The organism is Agarivorans sp. OAG1, assembly GCF_037076485.1.
Classification (GTDB): Bacteria; Pseudomonadota; Gammaproteobacteria; order Enterobacterales; family Celerinatantimonadaceae; genus Agarivorans; species Agarivorans albus.
Genome location: NZ_AP028990.1, coordinates 1939805 through 1956791, shown reverse-complemented (window position 1 = coordinate 1956791; position 16987 = coordinate 1939805). Strand labels below are relative to the sequence as shown.

Annotated in this window: 15 protein-coding genes and 1 tRNA gene; 5 read left to right on the top strand and 11 right to left on the bottom strand. The window is 42.4% G+C overall.

The genetic code is table 11. The annotated features are described in order from the left end of the window. Positions 1–71 precede the first annotated feature (71 nt). The 5 genes from ycfP to OAG1_RS09155 are packed head-to-tail and all read right to left on the bottom strand — an operon-like array spanning position 72 to position 4171. Positions 72–620, bottom strand: coding sequence for an alpha/beta hydrolase YcfP (ycfP, locus tag OAG1_RS09175; RefSeq protein ID WP_338625961.1), 549 nt, complete (start codon positions 618–620; stop codon positions 72–74). Between the two features lie 44 nt (positions 621–664). Further along, on the bottom strand, positions 665–1696 hold the full coding sequence (nagZ, locus tag OAG1_RS09170; protein ID WP_338625959.1) for a beta-N-acetylhexosaminidase: 1032 nt from the start codon (positions 1694–1696) through the stop codon (positions 665–667). A 6-nt stretch (positions 1697–1702) separates the two neighbouring features. Further along, complete coding sequence (gene lpoB, locus OAG1_RS09165) at positions 1703–2293, bottom strand: penicillin-binding protein activator LpoB (protein ID WP_338625957.1); 591 nt, start codon at positions 2291–2293, stop codon at positions 1703–1705. A 14-nt stretch (positions 2294–2307) separates the two neighbouring features. Further along, positions 2308–2697, bottom strand: a complete 390-nt coding sequence (locus tag OAG1_RS09160; protein ID WP_016402566.1) for a DUF1425 domain-containing protein — start codon at positions 2695–2697, stop codon at positions 2308–2310. 13 nt (positions 2698–2710) lie between these two features. Next, a complete protein-coding gene (locus OAG1_RS09155) occupies positions 2711–4171 on the bottom strand; it encodes a hypothetical protein (protein WP_338625954.1) in 1461 nt (486 codons plus the stop codon). 314 nt (positions 4172–4485) lie between these two features. Here OAG1_RS09155 and OAG1_RS09150 point away from each other — a divergent pair, with 314 nt between their 5' ends. Beyond that, a complete protein-coding gene (locus tag OAG1_RS09150; RefSeq protein ID WP_338625952.1) occupies positions 4486–6522 on the top strand; it encodes a methyl-accepting chemotaxis protein in 2037 nt (678 codons plus the stop codon). Positions 6523–6564: 42 nt separating this feature from the next. On the opposite strand, the gene OAG1_RS09145 is transcribed toward OAG1_RS09150, so the two are convergent. Next, positions 6565–7437 carry a 6-carboxytetrahydropterin synthase gene (locus OAG1_RS09145; RefSeq protein WP_338625950.1) on the bottom strand — a complete coding sequence of 291 codons (873 nt, stop codon included), beginning with the start codon at positions 7435–7437 and terminating at the stop codon, positions 6565–6567. Positions 7438–7553: 116 nt separating this feature from the next. Here OAG1_RS09145 and OAG1_RS09140 point away from each other — a divergent pair, with 116 nt between their 5' ends. Beyond that, positions 7554–8270: a PilZ domain-containing protein gene (locus OAG1_RS09140; protein WP_338625948.1), complete on the top strand. Its 717-nt coding sequence runs from the start codon at positions 7554–7556 to the stop codon at positions 8268–8270. 70 nt (positions 8271–8340) lie between these two features. Here OAG1_RS09140 and ugpC read toward each other — a convergent pair whose 3' ends face one another. From ugpC to yejK, 5 genes are all read right to left on the bottom strand, one after another. After that, on the bottom strand, positions 8341–9477 hold the full coding sequence (gene ugpC / locus OAG1_RS09135) for a sn-glycerol-3-phosphate ABC transporter ATP-binding protein UgpC (protein ID WP_016402571.1): 1137 nt from the start codon (positions 9475–9477) through the stop codon (positions 8341–8343). Between the two features lie 87 nt (positions 9478–9564). After that, positions 9565–10455 (bottom strand): maltose ABC transporter permease MalG, encoded by an 891-nt coding sequence (gene malG, locus OAG1_RS09130; RefSeq protein WP_016402572.1) that lies wholly within the window; start codon positions 10453–10455, stop codon positions 9565–9567. Positions 10456–10467: 12 nt separating this feature from the next. Next, the gene (gene malF / locus OAG1_RS09125; protein ID WP_338625945.1) at positions 10468–12099 is read right to left on the bottom strand and encodes a maltose ABC transporter permease MalF; all 1632 of its coding nucleotides are present in this window, start codon (positions 12097–12099) and stop codon (positions 10468–10470) included. 87 nt (positions 12100–12186) lie between these two features. Beyond that, positions 12187–13368 carry a maltose/maltodextrin ABC transporter substrate-binding protein MalE gene (gene malE, locus OAG1_RS09120; protein WP_016402574.1) on the bottom strand — a complete coding sequence of 394 codons (1182 nt, stop codon included), beginning with the start codon at positions 13366–13368 and terminating at the stop codon, positions 12187–12189. Positions 13369–13653: 285 nt separating this feature from the next. Beyond that, positions 13654–14658 (bottom strand): nucleoid-associated protein YejK, encoded by a 1005-nt coding sequence (gene yejK / locus OAG1_RS09115; protein WP_338625942.1) that lies wholly within the window; start codon positions 14656–14658, stop codon positions 13654–13656. A 75-nt stretch (positions 14659–14733) separates the two neighbouring features. On the opposite strand from yejK, the gene OAG1_RS09110 reads away from it, so the two are divergent. The 3 genes from OAG1_RS09110 (at position 14734) to OAG1_RS09100 (ending at position 16961) form a co-directional block, all read left to right on the top strand. Next, positions 14734–14955, top strand: a complete 222-nt coding sequence (locus OAG1_RS09110) for a DUF1414 domain-containing protein (protein ID WP_040307371.1) — start codon at positions 14734–14736, stop codon at positions 14953–14955. 27 nt (positions 14956–14982) lie between these two features. After that, a complete protein-coding gene (locus tag OAG1_RS09105; protein ID WP_338625939.1) occupies positions 14983–16797 on the top strand; it encodes a DUF3413 domain-containing protein in 1815 nt (604 codons plus the stop codon). Between the two features lie 87 nt (positions 16798–16884). Continuing rightward, a tRNA-Pro gene (locus tag OAG1_RS09100) sits at positions 16885–16961 on the top strand. Positions 16962–16987 lie beyond the last annotated feature (26 nt).

The following is a 16987-nucleotide window of genomic DNA, read 5'->3' as shown; positions in this document are numbered from 1 at the left end:
TGATAGAGATCACAAAAAGAGCGCAATAAAAAAGAGGGATTAAATCCCTCTTTTGACAAAAATATAAGCTTCTACAGGCTTGGTAAACGTTTTAAAGACTTAATCAACTGTAAGTGATGACTAATATCTTTAAACTTGTGACTTTGCTCTTTATCCCATACTACCTGGTAGTAATCTTTAAGCTCTTGTTCCGATACCTTGTTATCCAGTACTTCGTCGTTTTCCGACAGCACTACCGTACAATTGCCTTTATTCTTGGTTCTAAACTCGGTTACACATTTAGAAGCAATATCAATGTACTCTTCTGGTCGCTCAATTCGGCCCTGCATGTTCACTTCTGGGTGTAAGTTCGGGTTAAAAATCACCGAAGGAATACCACATAAAAAGCCAATGCGTTCGCTCCAATAGCCGCCTAGTCCCACACCACAAATCACCACTTCTTCATCAGCACTTAACATGAGCTGTTTGTGCACTTCTTTTAGAAGATGGCTCATGTCATGCCTTGGGTGAATGGTACTGTAGCTAATTGGTCGCACGTCTGGATCGACAAATTGCAGCTGCAGCACTTTTTCGTGGTTACCCGGACTTGTTGAGTCAAAGCCGTGTAGATAAATAATCATCTCGCTTTACCTTCCTTAGAATCACACACTAAAAACAAGTGTATTTATAAACTGTTTGTTTCACTACTCATTTGCGCTATTTTCGCAGCGCGAGCGGCAATTTCTTTATACTGAGCTTGCGCTTCTAACTCAGACCAACTAAGTGAATATGCTTTGCCTACTAATCGCTCACCGGCGGGCACTTGAGTATGCTCTAGGCCATCTAGCAAACTAATGCTTGCTTCTCGATCATTACAGGCGAGCAACAAATCACAGCCAGCAGTTAATGCTTGTTTAGCGCGAGCAACATGATCGCCCACCACTGCTGCCCCCTTCATGCTTAAATCATCACTAAATATTAGACCTTTAAAGGCCAAACTTTTGCGGAGAATTTGCTGCAACCAAATCTTAGAAAAACCAGCTGGTTTTTCATCAACTTGCGAGTAAATAACATGCGCAGGCATCACCGCATCCAATTTATTTTGGGCTATTAGTGAGGCAAACACTTGCATATCTTGCTGTTGAATGTCGGCAAAAGAGCGGTTATCACGCGCCTCTAAATGATGAGTATCGGCTTTTACATTGCCATGACCAGGAAAGTGCTTACCGGTAGCTTTCATTCCTGCTACCGACATACCATCGATAAATGCGCTGGCAAGCTGAGTAATCTGTTCAGGCTTGTCACTAAATGCCCGCTGGCCAATCACGTCACTCACGCCATTAATATCTAACACGGGAGCAAAACTGATATCAATGTCGCAAGCTCGCAGCTCAACCGCCATTAACCAACCTAATTGCTTTGACCATTCAATGCTAGACAAACCTAGCTGATTGGCGGTGTTGGCAATTTGCCCCATTGCAGGTATGGCAGAAAACTGCTCTCTAAATCTTTGGACACGCCCACCTTCATGGTCAACAGCAATCAGTAAACGCTGGTTGCTGGCCACTCTTATGGTTCGTACTAGTTCTATTAGTTGAGCTCGGTCTTGATAATTACGGCTAAATAAAATAACCCCAGCCACCAAAGGATGCTGGAGCATTTCAGCTTCTTCAGCACTCAGCTCTGTGCCAAGTAAATCGATAAAAAGTGGGCCCATTAATCACTACCAACCAAAAGTAGATTTAGTTTCGGCCTTACGGATCTCAGTCTCATCAGCCCATTCTACTAGGCCGGTTTTTAAATCCATTAATCGCATGGTCATTTTGTAATAAACGTCTTTAGTCTTTTTGTTGGTTTTTACGATACTCGCTAGGTTACCGTAGAGCATGTATTCGGCGCCGACCTGCTGACCAAATGCAATCGCTTTTGAGGGGTCAACTAAACCACCATCATTCTGAAAGTCGAGCTGCTCTCGCACTTCATTCACGCGGCTCATATCAACAAAGCGGAATTTGCCAGATTGCAATAATTTGGTGCTGATGGAATCAGTTACCGATTCGGTATCGATGTGTTCAGTAGTTTTATTTTTGATCCGTTCAACAAACACAATCGGACGATTATTGGCGGTGATTTCTGCTAACAAAGGAGATGAGATCATGGAGTCAGTCATTTCGCCAGCAATCTTTTGCAAATCAGTCGAACCAAAAGCAACATCTACAGTTTCAACTTCTTGAGGGTCGCCATAGCTCACCTGAGTTGAACACCCAGTCAAGGTAAATGCCAGTATGGATGCTGCTAATACAAGTTTTTTCATGGGATATCTCTCTGTTATTCAACTTCTCTAACATAAATTTTGAAATGGTTAGCGTTGTGAACTAACGCCACCGATTGGACCTGAATTTGTTGCTTGCCGTGCAAGCTTAGCGGCGTCCATGCTGTTGTTGCGTTGTTCAATTGTACATTGTTACTGTCGTACCAATAAAAACGATACTGTAAATCTAAGTCACCTTTGTATAAAGATTGTATTGTGGCGACACCACGCAGGCGATCCATACCTTGGTGGGTTGCTGCATCAATAATGGTTAGCTTACGACCTAGATTAAGGTTATCTACTATTAACCATTGTTTACCATCAGGTTTGTCTGAGTCGGCTGCTATTCCGGAGGTATCAGTGGTGCACCCAACCAACAATGCACTTAGTAACAGCAAATATTTCATAGCTTTACCCTCTTCATAAATTAAATACTTGAGCAGGAGCACCCAAATCATTGGTTAACACCAAGGTAACCCTTCTGGGCCTTAAAGTAATGCTTGTAGATGGTTCAATTAACCCCTCAAATTCTAGAGTATGTTCACCAACAGGCAAAGCTTTAACGGCAATCTGTGCTAAAGCCGGTAAGGTTTGCCAACTACGAGTATCGGCTCTCTCTGAAGCAACATTGTAAATATTGACTAAGGCGTTCGCCCAATTTTCTTCATCATCAGCTTTGTCTTTGTTCACTTCTCGCCTAAATTGGTCTTTGGTAATAACCCGCAAGATTTGCCGCAGTAATATGCCTGGTAAGTCTTGTTGCAACTGCTTAGCCGCTAAGTCATCAAACTGCACTAAACGCTCGGTAGCAAACCGCTCACCATTAACGGCTAGCTTTTGCGGAATGCTTACTTGGGCATTTCCCCTCATAATGGGCAGCGCTACCGTGTAGGTTTCCCAGCGATTATGGTTATAAAGTGGCAGTGTAAAACGGGCTTCTTGGCGAGCGGCAACAATTGATTGTTCATGAAGAACAATCAGCAAACCTTGTTGTTTACTTAAGGGAACTGGCTCTGCTGGGGTATACTTTTTATAGTCACTCATCGAGAGTTTCTTGCCAAGGCGGGCAACTTCTGCTTGTAAGTAGCTATTGTTAGGCGCCAGTGCCAAGGCCTTTCGGTAATCGATGTAAGCATCATCCTCTTGCCCCGCCGCCAAGTACAATGCAGCTGATAGAGCAAACGTTAAACCATTTTGAAAAGCATTATCCAGGGCTTTATTCTTGGAGTTTAGTTGCGGGTATTCTTGCATTAAATCGTCGTATTGTGCTGTGTAATCCCGTAATTGTTCTTCTAGGCTAATTGGTGCTTCTTGCATAGCTTGCTGTTGAATCATTGCCGCACGGCGTACTTCAATCAAAGCCGACTCTAGGCCATTGCTATGCAAGTAATTTATCGCCTGATAATGATGCAACATAACCTGTTCATAAACAGGAATATGGTACTCAATAAAGTTATCGTTGGTCGCCAAGGCTGAAACATTCTGTAAACCCGTTGATAAACGGTACTCCGCCTGCCGAGATAACCACTGAAGTTGTTCGTCAACGGTAGTGAAATGTGCTTGGCTTTGTTCAAAGTCGCCCGCTAAGTAACTCATCCGCCCCTTTTCTAGTTGCTTAAGGTAGTAGCTATTATCGCCTTGTTTACCTTCGGCCAATAAGTCCGAGGCTAGCTCAAATTTTCCTGAACCTAGTTGGTAACGGCTCGCGCGCAATTGCTCGTCATAACTCACAAAAAGATCACTGAAAACTGCACTGCTGCAACCTAGTAATACTATGCTAGAAAAAAATGCAGCCAAAAACACTCGCGGTTTATACGAAAGAAAGTGATGAAACTGACGGTTTACTAACATGCACTTAAACATGCGAGGTACAAAGGCCATTTGTCTAAGCTAAAACCCATGTGGATGAAGAATCTTCTTTATAAACTATTTTGCTATACAGGCCCAACCTAGCGGTAGATTATTTAGCAAAAAAGCGCCCTAGTTGTGTTTTATTTGAACGATTAGCTTTAGATAAAAGTTTAAAAGGTAAAGTCTTAGTTAAATCAGCCGCTAATATCAGTATAAAAGCGGCCTGCGCGAGTAGAGTTGTGATCTCTTACATAGTAAGAACAGCCAACACAGGGCATACTTTTAACAAAATAAAACAATATAAAAACTATAAATAGCTAACAAGATCGGTTGGTCGAGGAATTATGAAAAAAAAGTCACTGAACGTAGCCTCATCGCTCCAATTTTTTAAAAATATTTCTATTGTTCATCGAGTAAACATTGGTTTTGGCTTTCTGGTTTTAATGATGGTACTCACCAATGTATTGTCGTTACAAACTGGCAGTCGCTTTAACCAACAGCTTGATACCGTAACAGAAGAAGCCACTCCATTAGTGTTACAAAGTAGTCAATTTGCGGTAGATTTGCTCACTGCAGATAAATACTTTAAAGATGCTCTAACCTCTAGCGAAGCAGATGTTATTAAAGCTAGTAGCGAAGCTTTTGAACAAAGTGAACTCGTTTTTATTTCTTCACTTGGCACTTTACGTTCAATGTCGGAAGGCAATAACGAGTTAAAATCTCGCCTAGACGCGCTTAATGCTCTGGACCAAAATTACTTCCAAGTAGCTAAACAGGTAATGAATGACAACATTAATTACTTGGAAGACTTACAATCGGTTAAGCGCAGTACCAACCAATTGTCGGTAATGCTACCGCAACTTAAGAAAAACCTATCAGATAAAGTAGCTGCATTGAACGATGACTACATCCGTTGGGCGGCTGAGAGCTTCTTAAACGCGATGGCCGTTATTGAGCTAAATACCTTAGAAGGCTTAAATACTAGCCAGTCTAAAAAAGTATCTGTAATCCTTAAGCGCAACAACAAGCTAATCAAAAACTTCTTGAGTGCCACCTCAGACCTAGAAGAAGAAATTCCTGAACTACGTAACGATATGGGCCATCAGATTGACCAGTTCGTTAAGGACTCGACCAAGTCTGATGGTGTGTTAGCTGCCCACCTAAAGGTGACACAAGACAACGAAGCCATTGCTCAACGTGTTAGTGAGACCTCTGTTCAAATTACTGAAGCCATTAGCCAGCTTTCTAGTATTAACGACATTGCAAACGCTCAGGTAGACAATGCCTCCGAAAACGCCAACAAGATGTTGGAGTCTAGCCGGATTCAGTTAATTACCGCCATGGTAATCGTTATTCCATTAGCCTTATTGGTTGCTTGGAACGTTGCGAGTTCTATTAAACAACCACTTAACTTATTACTTAAGACCCTTAAAGCGGCAGCCGCCGGTGATATGACCGAAACAGTTAAGTACCAAAGTACCAACGAATTTGGTCAATTAGCTGATTCTGCCAACAGCATGATGGAGCAAATGCGCTCGGTTCTTAATGATATTAGCCAGGCCGCTGAAAGTCTCTCTAATGTATCTAACGGTAATTCTACTACCCTTAATACCGCCAAAGTTGAGTTGGATAATCAACGCCAAGAAACAGCGTCGGTAGCAGCAGCGATGACGGAAATGGAGCAATCGGTTAGAGAAGTAGCCAAGAGCGCTAACATTACTTTAGAAAAAGTAATGGAAGTTGAAGAAGCCGCAAACTCTGGTCGACAAGTAATGAGCAACAACATTACGACTACTCACCAATTGTCAGAAAAACTAGAACACAGTAGTTCAGTTATTGGTGAAGTTGACAGCATGAGTAACAGTATTGGTTCAATCTTAGATGTAATTAGAGGCATTGCCGATCAAACCAACTTGTTAGCCTTAAACGCCGCTATTGAAGCCGCTCGAGCCGGTGAGCAAGGTCGTGGATTTGCAGTAGTTGCTGACGAAGTGCGGGTATTGGCACAGAAAACCACCAACTCAACAACTGAAATTCAATCTATGATTGAAAACCTACAGAAAAGTGCTCAACGCGCTGTATCGGTTATGTCGGAGTGTTCTTCAGAAATGCAAGCCAGTATTTCTCAAAGCTCTGACGCTAACGGTGCAATGGAAGAAATCCAAGGTATTATTACTCAAATCTCTGATATGAGTAGCCAAATTGCTGCGGCGGCAGAACAACAGCAAGCCACCGGCGCTGAGATATCCAACAACCTTAACCGTATCTCAGATATTAGTGATGAGAACTACCAAAGCATTGAAATAGTGACCAGCACAAGTGAAGAGCTTGGTGAATTAGCAGGACAACAAGATTCGCTAGTTAAACGCTTTACCCTGTAAATTTCGCTGCAATAAAAAAGGCTCCTAAAGGAGCCTTTTTTATTAGCGATAAACCTCGGATATGGCACCCTTTCCTACCCCTTCGTAAGCAATAACCTTCAAGCTATGTCCTTCCATCACCTTAGCGAGGGTAGACGCAATATATGCAGCTAAATTCTCGACAGTTGTCTCACAGGGCAAAATGTCTGTTTCTTGTTTAGGGAGCACCAGTTCAAAGAAACCTTGCGGCGATTGGTAGGCAAACGCGTAATGATCTTGCCAGGCTTGCTGCTGGTAAAAACTAATATCTTGCTGGCTAATTTCATCACTTTCGCTACCAAGGTAAATATTACGCCACTTCATCGCCCAACTGGTGGCTAAGTCAATGTTATACTCCCCATCTACTTGAATTTCGATAGTGGAACGATGCCCATGAGCAATACGCTGACAGTTGCCATCGTGCTTTTTCAAGCCGTGGCTATAGTGATAATAAGGGCCATCGATAGATTCGTGTCTTAAGGTAATAGCCAGATCTTGAATATTCGCCGGCAGCTGCTCTAAAACTACATTTTTTACGTACGCAGTTAAGGCTTCGTTACTCACCTCTACCGAGTCAATAAAGGTATACGCTTCATCAGGGCAACGTAAATGAATGCTCTTTCCGTGCGGTCGCATGAAGTCCAATTGGGTATAACCTTCGCCGGTTTTTACCTTACATAGAGGCGAGCGAATAGGCACCAACAGTTTGTGATCGACCTTTTCATCAATTAAACGTTTAATCAGCTTTTTTACTTGGCCAAAATCTAACAGCATATCCATATCATTAAGTGAACCACCTAACTCTATGTCTACTAACCAACTCTCTCCCACTAAGCCACGATCAGGGCAGAGGTAGGTAGAGTCGATTACGGTTAAATCTTTTACAAATAATTTCATAATGCTGCTCATAAAGGCGAATGCGGCTCATTATAACGGCAAGCGCATAGAATAGTCATCGCCTCAATGCTCTCTAATCCAAACAGCGTAGATCTATGATATGGTTAAACTATGTCATGGAAACGATAGATATCGATGTGGACCCTATAGCTCCGGAACTTCTCAAGCAGTTTAATGCCCTTCCTTGTCAAACCGAAGTGCATTTACAAATACCCACTCCTACAAAGCCGTTGCGCTTAAGAAGTCGCTTAATTGGTATTGAGCCAGGAATGTGTGTGATTTTATCTCGAGGAATAGACCAAAATTGGGAAGCAGCTAGAGATTTAATTCGAGAAGGTCAGTCAATTGTTGTACGTATTGTAAACGAAGGTGACCCAAACGCGACGATATTTGCCTATCGCGGCTCAATTTCTAAGCTAATGAGCAGTGTTGGCCGCTGGGTAGTACTGGATTATCCGCGCAACGTGCAAAAAATCAGTTTACGCCAACACAGTCGCTTACCTATTTCCTTGTCTTGCTATATGCGCAGTAGCGCTGATAGCCAAGAATCCTTTAGTGGTTTGCTTAAAGACTTGTCCTTAAATGGCGGTGGCTTTGTGTCTAGCCCTATTCCGCTGCCGTTAACCAAACAAGCATTTACGCTAGAATTACCAATAGAAGGCCAAGATCCTTTGGCGATAACCGCGAGTATCTGCAATCAGCATTTAGAACAACGCTCACCAGAAAAAGTGCATTACGGTTTAAGTTTTGATGCTGACGACAAACTTAAGCAAAAATTTATTGAGAGTGCGCTTTTAGAAATTGTGCAACGAGAAAACAAAACCCCCGGTTAAGCCAGAGTAAGCACTATTCAAGGCACAAAAAAAGCGACCCGAGGGTCGCTTTTGAATTAACGGTCAACTTCTAGTCTTTGTTGTACTTGGCAGTACGCGGGAACGCAATGCCATTGCTATCAAACAAGTAACAAGCTTTAGTTGGCAGACCTACACGTAGTTCATCGCCATTTTTACTTGGGAATTCGCTGCGTGCTTTAAAGGTGAAATCAAAGCCTTTAACGTCCATATAAACGTAAGACTCTGAACCTAGGTGTTCAGCAACTACTACTGTACCTGTAATGAAGTTCTCTGCATGAGCATGGGTATCTTCTACCAAGTGCTCAGGACGGCAACCAAGCTCAATTAAATCACCTACGCTTGCACGGCTAGTATCTACCGCAGCAGTGATAACATCACCAGTCACTAACTTAACTTTACTTTCGTGCTCACCAGTTTCTACGATTTCGCCTTCGATGAAGTTCATTTTTGGCGAACCAATAAAGCCAGCAACAAACTTGTTAGCTGGGTTATGGTAAAGCTCTAACGGAGAACCGTATTGCTCCAAGTTAGTTGCAGCATTAGGGTCTAGTGGGCTAAGTACCACAATCTTATCAGCTAAGGTCATCGCTTCCACTTGGTCGTGGGTAACGTAGATGATAGTTGATTGCAGTTCTTTGTGCAGTTTAGCAATCTCGATACGCATCTTCACACGAAGTGCTGCATCAAGGTTAGATAGTGGCTCATCAAATAGGAATACGCCTGGTTGCTGTACAATACAACGACCAATAGCAACACGTTGACGCTGACCACCACTTAACTCTTTTGGCTTACGGTCTAGAAGAGGATCTAGGCCTAGAATGTCAGAAGCATTATCTACTCGAGTTTTAATTGTATCTTTATCAACCTTTTTCAATTTAAGGCCGAAAGACATGTTTTCGCGTAAATCCATGTGTGGGTATAGTGCGTAAGACTGGAACACCATACCTACGTTACGTTCTACTGGTGGTACGTCATTCATGAACTTACTACCGATGTTAAGCTCACCACTAGTAATATCTTCTAAGCCAGCAATCATACGTAGCAACGTTGACTTACCACAACCTGATGGACCAACAAATACAACAAACTCGCCATCTTTAATATCTAGGTTAATATCACGCAAGGTATCTTGGTGAATTGCCGGATCGTAGTTTTTACGTACATTTTTTAGAATTACATCAGCCATTATTAGCTCCAAACTGAATAAAGCCTTCGCTTTACTCGCAATCAATCTTGTTTTGCGTAGCTACACCAGTAGCTACGCCCAAATAATTTAACCTTTAACACCACCAGCTGTTAACCCGCCGACCAACCAACGTTGAGCCATTAGGAACACTAGCGTGATAGGGAATCCTGACAATACAGCTGCAGCGGCGAAATCGCCCCACAAGTAGTTTTGCGGATAGAGATATTGTTGAGCACCTACGGCGAGCGTGAGCTTATCAACATCTTGCATCAATACAGACGCCATTGGTACTTCGGTAATTACACCAATGAATGCAAGAATGAACACTACTGCCAAAATAGGAACAGAAAGCGGTAACAATACCAATCTAAACGCTTGCCAAGGAGTTGCGCCATCGATAGCAGCAGACTCTTCTAAGGCCGGGTCAATAGTTTCGAAGTACCCTTTAATGGTCCACACGTGAAGTGCAATACCACCTAGGTAAGCGAAAATTAACCCGCCGTGAGTGTTTAGACCCAACCAAGGAATGTATTCACCAATCTTGTTGAACAAGGCGTAAATTGCTACCAAGGCCAATACAGATGGGAACATTTGGAAAATCAACATACCGTTAAGAATGGTTGCTTTACCTCTAAAGCGCATACGAGCAAATGCGTAAGCACTAGTAGTAGATAAAGCCACGATTAGTAAGGCTGAGATACCCGCTACTTTAATCGAGTTCCATAACCAAGTTAGTACTGGGAATGGAGGCGGTGTTAATGAACCATCTGGGTTTACAACTGTAATCCCTAAGGCCAAGCGCCAGTGATCTAAAGTAGGGTTAGATGGAATCAATTCACCTACCGCAAAGTTACCAGTACGGAATGAAATTGTGATTACCATTAATAATGGGAAAATAATTAAACATAGAAACAAACATAGCACTACGTGAGTAGCTAGTTTTCTATATTTCAATGATTTAGGTTGAACCATTGCCATAGTAGCTTCTCCTTATGCCGTTTTATCAGCTTTAGTTAGTTTCAAGTTAATCAATGCTAGTGCACCAACCACTAAGAAAATTAGGGTTGCAATGGCACTTGCAAGACCATAATCCTGACCACCGTCACCTTGGAAGGCAATTCGGTAGGTGTAACTTACGAGTAAGTCGGTTGTACCAGCTGGTGTCGAAGCACCAATGATATCAGGACCACCGTTGGTCAATAACTGAATCAAAACAAAGTTGTTAAAGTTAAAGGCAAAAGAAGCCACCAATAATGGTGTTAGAGGTTTCATTAACAACGGAACAGTAATGTTGAAGAAGTTGTTAATTGGACCCGCACCGTCCATCGCAGAAGCTTCGTATAAGTCTTCTGGAATAGACTTAAGCATACCCAAACATAAAATCATCATGTAGGGGTAACCCAACCAAGTGTTAACAATCAAAATCATCGACTTGGCCATTACCGGATCAGTAAACCAGTCTGGCTTGATGCCAAATAGGCCATTTAAGATTTCGTTAATCTCACCAAAGTTTTGGTTGAATAAACCTTTAAATACTAGGATTGAGATAAAGGCTGGAATTGCATAGGGGAGGATGAGTACTACGCGATAAATAGCGCGACCTTTTAGCTCTTCCCACTGAATTAGACAGGCTAAAACCATACCAATTGCTAAGGTAAATGCTACAGATGCAGCAGCAAAAATAACTGTCCAAATGAAGATTTCGATGAACGGTTCTTTAATACCTTTATCGGTAGCAACACGTTCAAAGTTTTTCCAACCTACGCCAACAGTAAAGCCAGGCGCTAAACGGTTACCAACAAACTCGCCATCACCATCAATGTACTGGTAGTAACCTGTTTCCATGTTTGGCAGCATAAGCTCGCCAGTCTGGTTGTTACGCAGAATAGAAGGGCCTGGTAAAATAGCGCCACTCTCTTTTAGCACTACTCCATCTTCTAGGCGTGTATATAAAGGCTTCATCGCAGAGAATTTGCGAAGGCCATTCATAACCAGTTCATCTTGATTAGGCGTAACTAATACGATGCTATTGAAGAACTGACGATGAGAGATAATTTCTTTAATTGGCGCTTTTTCACTAGAAGGTAAAGCGTCAACTTCTTGTAATTTAATTCGCTTAGTTGCCAGCGTTAATTTGCGTGCGCGAACATCGGCGTTAGACACTACTTCAACAGGACGAGTAACAAAATATTTGTCGTCTTGTGACAGTGCTAGAACATACTTACCTTCAGATTCTTGATGTAGCTGAAAGTCAAATGAACCGCCTTTCGCCATATAAGTCTTCTGGATATGTAACTGCTCTACCCGCTCAAGCGACAATAAGTTGGTGCCACTATAGTTGGTGAAAGCAATTCCAATGGTGTATGCCAGAGGGAAGATGATAAATACGACCATCCCCGCAATGCCGGGGAAGATATATCTGTGCGCATACATTTTTTTGCTTAAAAAAACGTAAACACCGGTAGAAACAACAACAAGGGTGAGCAATGCAAATGCATATTCACCACCTGCATACATCAAAACAATTGCATAGCCGTTAAGCAATACAATCGCCGTGATCAGCAGAAGTTTTAGCCAAGCATACTTGCCCTGCATAAAACCTGGAGACGCAGAAAGACCCATCTTATGTACAACCTTTGTATTTGACCGAAATTAATAAAGAGGAGGATAGACCAATATCCTCCTCCTGACCGAAATAATATGACCGTATTATTTCGCTATGCGACGCGCAGCGGCGTCTAGTGCTTTCTCTAGAGGTTGACGACCACTAGTGATGTTGGTTAGAGATGTTGCCATCGCAGACCAGAATTTACCCATTGCAGCTACGTTAGGCATTGGCTCACCATCTTGAGCGTTTGCGAAAGTTGCAGCGATGCGAGGGTCGCTTGAAAGCTCTTCCATGTACGACTTAAGTGCTACAGCACCTAGTGGTACATCGTCATTCACAGATTTCAAGCCTTCATTAGTAACAAGGTAGTTTTCTAGGAATTCTACCGCTAAATCAGCGTTAGGTGACGCAGAGTTAACTGCACCTGCTAATACACCAACCATTGGCTTAGCTTTGTTACCGTTGATAGTTGGAATGTAAGTTACACCGTAGTTGATGCCACTTTTTTCCATGTTATCCCAAGCCCAAGGACCGTTGATAACCATTGCTACTTCACCTTTGTTAAAGGCAGAGTCCATTACACCGTAGTCAGCGCCTTTTGGCATGTGACCATTTTCGATAAGATCTTTAATTACTTTAGCGCCCATTTTAGCGCCGTCAGTTGCTACACCAGTGTCTTTAACGTCGTAAGTACCGTTTTCGTATTTGAAGATGTAACCACCGTTCGCAGCCAGTAGAGGCCATGAGAAGTAAGTATTGTTGTAATCCCATAGGATAGCGTGCTTACCTGACTTCTGAAGCTCTGTATCTAGAGCAGGGATTTCTTCCCAAGTCTTAGGAGGGTTTGGCACTAAGTCTTTGTTGTAGATAAGACCTACCGCTTCAATAGCGATTGGGTAGCCGTATACTTTGCCGTCGATAGTAACCGCGTTCCAAGCAAAGTCTTCTACTGCTGCTTTTTTCTCAGCACTTGGCTTAAGTTCAGTTAATAGACCTGCATCAACCCAGTCACCGAAACGGTCGTGAGCCCATAAGAAAATATCAGGACCTGAACCAGTTGAAGCCGCTTGTTGGAATTTACCAGGGGCATCGTCTGGGTGTGCAACACTTACTTTAACACCAGTATCAGCTTCAAAGCGTTTACCTACTTCAGCCAAGCCGTTGTAGCCTTTATCACCATTTACCCAAATGGTTAATTGGCCTTCTTCAATTGCAGCAAAAGCATTAGATGCCATGCCTAAAGAAGCAACCGCAATAGCAGATGCAAGAATTGTCTTTTTCATTAGCCTTTCCTTAACTGTCGTTATGATTATTTTTGGGTCGCAAGAGTAACTTGCTGCGCTAGATTCTAGCTCATAAGGCTGGCTTAACACATGACTTAGCTCGCACTTTTGAAATTATACTACAAACCCCTAAACCGAGGTGCAGCCTGCCTCAAGAGGTGATTTAATCACCTAACAGTGGTAATAAAACAACATAATTACCAACAGATACACTTGAAAACCTTTCCATGTAGTAATTAAACTACAAAATTGAAACTGATAACCTTTTCAAGCAATCCAATTAACTTATTTGTTATTTTTCAACTGTTCTCTTAAGTTAGGTGGGATTCCAACGATCGTCAATGTATCTGTTGCTTCGTCGTAAAAAACGCGATCTCCTAACAATTTTTGTTCGAAACTTACCGACACCCCTTTCCCTTGACCAAAACATTTAGCCAGTTTTTTCAGTGCTGTTCGATCTGCTGGAAATTGTTCTTCAAGGGGGTAATTCTCAGCAGCAAACTGGTAGAAATCAACATTCTCTTCGGCAGTAGGTAAAGCCTTAGCCAACTCCCCTACTACAATTTCTTCGCCATCTTTTAGCTGTTGTTCACAGTAAGACTTAACTTCATCTTTATAGGCAAGCTTTTCTTCTTTATCTAACTGAGTCGCTTGGCAGTAATCGTCAACAGCTTGCATAAGTACGGCATTTTGCATTTTTACATCCAAGCCATCGTCACAACCCAAGAACTCCACAAAGAAATCTGAAATTTTGCGCCCAGCTCTTCCTTTTACATAAGAAACATAACGCTGTGATTCAGGATTACGTTGCATATCAGTAATATCGATGCGTGCAGCAAGTTGCACAGAACTGGTTTCTAAATAGCGGCTAGCAGTAAGTTCTAAGCTATCGTCTACTGCAGGCGAGGTTTTATTTTCTAGCAGCATGATAAGCAGATACTCGCCAGCAACATGCTCGTAGTTAGCCAGAAGCAATACACCTTGCTCTACAAAATCATATTTCTTTAGTTCTTCAATCAATACCGTGCCAGCATCAACACTGTATTTATGAAAATCAACGTCTTGGCTTAATAAGGCATCCAATTGTTGTTTGAAGGGGCTGTCATTTTCTTGGTTATAAAAGCCAAAGCCTTTAGCTGCTCTTCCACTATAGTTAAGATGTAAGCTCTCTATTAAGCTAAGCGCCTCTTCGCTATGAGCCATTTCTTCGGCTCGTGCTTGCAGCCCAATGGTGCCATCTTCAACTAGCTCTAGTGAATGTAAAATAAGGTGTTTTAAGGAAATGCTCATAGTCTCTTACTGTTAGTGTTTGCTGACAAGGTGGGGTATTATACGCGTCTTTATCAGCAAATTTGCAGAGAAGTAATGGCAATAGTTTCAAAATATTCCACAGAGCAGGTGGAACAATTACTTAATGATGTACTCAAAGTAGTCGACAATCACAATGTAACCACTGATTTGGCGCTAATGGTACTAGGCAATGCAGCTACCTGTATGATCAATCAGCGTGTTGCGCCAGAGCAAAGAAAAAAGCTCACCGAGGGCTTTGCCAAAGCATTAAAAAATTCGATTAACGACGAAAAATAAGCACACAAAAGGATTTCCTGTCTCGCAATGGTAAATAGCTCAAAACAGTACCGCGACAAAGTGTCTCAGCTTATAAGCTGGGGCCACTGGTTTTGTTTATCAAATATAATTTTGGCCTTAATTGTTGGCCTACGTTATCTGGTTCTGGCTACCCCACCGGAAACATTTTTAGGTCAAAGCTATTTAATTGTGAGTTGGTTAGGGCAATTTTCCTTTATTGCCTTTGTTATTTTCTTGCTTACCCTATTTCCACTCAGTTTTGTTATTCCTAGTAATCGCTCATTGCGCTTTGTTGGGGCGTTGTTCGCCACCATCGGAATAAGCTTACTGATTGTTGATACAGAGGTCTTTGCCACTTTTAATTTGCACCTAAATCCAGCGTTGTTGGAACTACTTGTAGATGAAGAGCAAAACAGCCAAGCCAATACACTTAACTTATTGTTTGTATCTGTACCCTTTATCTTTTTGTTAGAGCTTTGGCTTGCAAAACTGTGTTGGAAGTATTTACGCCGTTTAGAGCACAAACGCCTTGGTGGTCCAATTGCTGGTGTCTTATTCATCTGCTTTTTGTTAACCCACTTTGTGCACGCTTGGGCCGATGCAACAAACTACACCACCATTACTCGACAAAAGAATAACTACCCCTTGTTCTACCCGCTTACCGCGCGAAGCTTCTTACAAGAGCAAGGCATTTTTGATGTAGATGCCTACTACAAACAAATCAAAGCACAAGAACAAGAGCAGCAAGGGCAACTTCGCTACCCTATCTCACCACTAAAATATGACCAAGTTGAACAACGCTACAATTTGATGCTGGTGGTAGTAGAAGGCTTGCGCTGGGATATGCTTAACCAACAAGCAATGCCAAATAGCTGGAAGCAAGCTAAACGCTCTAGCCAGTTTTTTAGTCACCACAGTGGCAGCAATAAACCGCAAGAAGGTTTATTTAGTTTGTTTTACGGAATCCCAACCAGTTATTGGCCGAGCTTTAAAACGGAAAGCCAAGGCTCTGTATTGGTGTCTGCACTTCAAGACAGCAACTATCAGATTGAACTGTTTAGTAGCCGTGGCTTAAACCTGCCGGAATTAGCAGGAACCAGCTTTAGCGCGCTTTCAAACCTCGATATGACTAAATGGCCTGGCGGAGCTGCGGGTGACGAGAAAGCCATACAGGAATGGCTAATCTGGCAGCAAAGCCAATATGCGCAACTTCCTTGGTTTAACTTTTTATACCTAAATGGCGTTGCTGCTTATGACAATGGCAGCGGTGAAACCATGAGCGAAGTGACACCTGAGTCCTTAAGCCAACATTACTCAGATGCCGCCACAGTTGTGGACTCGCAACTGAACAAGGTGTACCAACAACTAGCGCAAAGCGGCCAATTAGAACGCACCATTTTAGTGGTAACATCCGATTACGGAAACGAACTAAACGATGGTAATAGCAACTATTGGGGTAACAATAGCAACTTTAGCCGCTATCAAACTCAAGTGCCGTTATTTATATCTTGGCCAGATAAAAACCCATCACTATTACACAGTGATACTAGCCATAACGATATAGTGCCAACCTTGCTTGAAGAAATGCTCTCAGTAGCATCTAACAGCGCAAACTATAGTACCGGACAAAACTTATTTAAGAAGCGTAAGCGCGATTGGATATTAATAGGTAACCAAGAACAACAAGCTGTTGTTCAACGCAACCAGATTACTCTCTTTAATCAATCAGGTAGCTATCGGGTGTTAGATCGCGATCTAAAATCCAGCAACGCTCGTGTATCTGTGCCTATGTTGGTACAAGTATTAAACGACTTAAAGCGTTTTTATCAACCACAACAATAATTTGTACATTGAATGAACACTTAAGCACAAAAACCAAAGTGGTGTATTGACAGCACTCTGATAGCTAAGTAAATTCATTGCTCAATTCGGAACGTAGCGCAGCCTGGTAGCGCACCGTCATGGGGTGTCGGGGGTCGGAGGTTCAAATCCTCTCGTTCCGACCATATTTTACAAAGGGTTAGCTTCTGCT

Excerpts from the sequence above, each read along its gene's own strand:
- malG (WP_016402572.1), bottom strand. The coding sequence starts at position 10,455 with ATGGCAATGGTTCAACCTAAATCATTGAAATATAGAAAACTAGCTACT.
- ugpC (WP_016402571.1), bottom strand. The coding sequence starts at position 9,477 with ATGGCTGATGTAATTCTAAAAAATGTACGTAAAAACTACGATCCGGCA.
- OAG1_RS09150 (WP_338625952.1), top strand. The coding sequence starts at position 4,486 with ATGAAAAAAAAGTCACTGAACGTAGCCTCATCGCTCCAATTTTTTAAA.
- lpoB (WP_338625957.1), bottom strand. The coding sequence starts at position 2,293 with ATGAAAAAACTTGTATTAGCAGCATCCATACTGGCATTTACCTTGACT.
- OAG1_RS09160 (WP_016402566.1), bottom strand. The coding sequence starts at position 2,697 with ATGAAATATTTGCTGTTACTAAGTGCATTGTTGGTTGGGTGCACCACT.
- nagZ (WP_338625959.1), bottom strand. The coding sequence starts at position 1,696 with ATGGGCCCACTTTTTATCGATTTACTTGGCACAGAGCTGAGTGCTGAA.
- OAG1_RS09145 (WP_338625950.1), bottom strand. The coding sequence starts at position 7,437 with ATGAAATTATTTGTAAAAGATTTAACCGTAATCGACTCTACCTACCTC.
- OAG1_RS09110 (WP_040307371.1), top strand. The coding sequence starts at position 14,734 with ATGGCAATAGTTTCAAAATATTCCACAGAGCAGGTGGAACAATTACTT.
- OAG1_RS09105 (WP_338625939.1), top strand. The coding sequence starts at position 14,983 with ATGGTAAATAGCTCAAAACAGTACCGCGACAAAGTGTCTCAGCTTATA.
- malF (WP_338625945.1), bottom strand. The coding sequence starts at position 12,099 with ATGGGTCTTTCTGCGTCTCCAGGTTTTATGCAGGGCAAGTATGCTTGG.
- malE (WP_016402574.1), bottom strand. The coding sequence starts at position 13,368 with ATGAAAAAGACAATTCTTGCATCTGCTATTGCGGTTGCTTCTTTAGGC.
- OAG1_RS09140 (WP_338625948.1), top strand. The coding sequence starts at position 7,554 with ATGGAAACGATAGATATCGATGTGGACCCTATAGCTCCGGAACTTCTC.
- OAG1_RS09155 (WP_338625954.1), bottom strand. The coding sequence starts at position 4,171 with ATGGCCTTTGTACCTCGCATGTTTAAGTGCATGTTAGTAAACCGTCAG.
- ycfP (WP_338625961.1), bottom strand. The coding sequence starts at position 620 with ATGATTATTTATCTACACGGCTTTGACTCAACAAGTCCGGGTAACCAC.
- yejK (WP_338625942.1), bottom strand. The coding sequence starts at position 14,658 with ATGAGCATTTCCTTAAAACACCTTATTTTACATTCACTAGAGCTAGTT.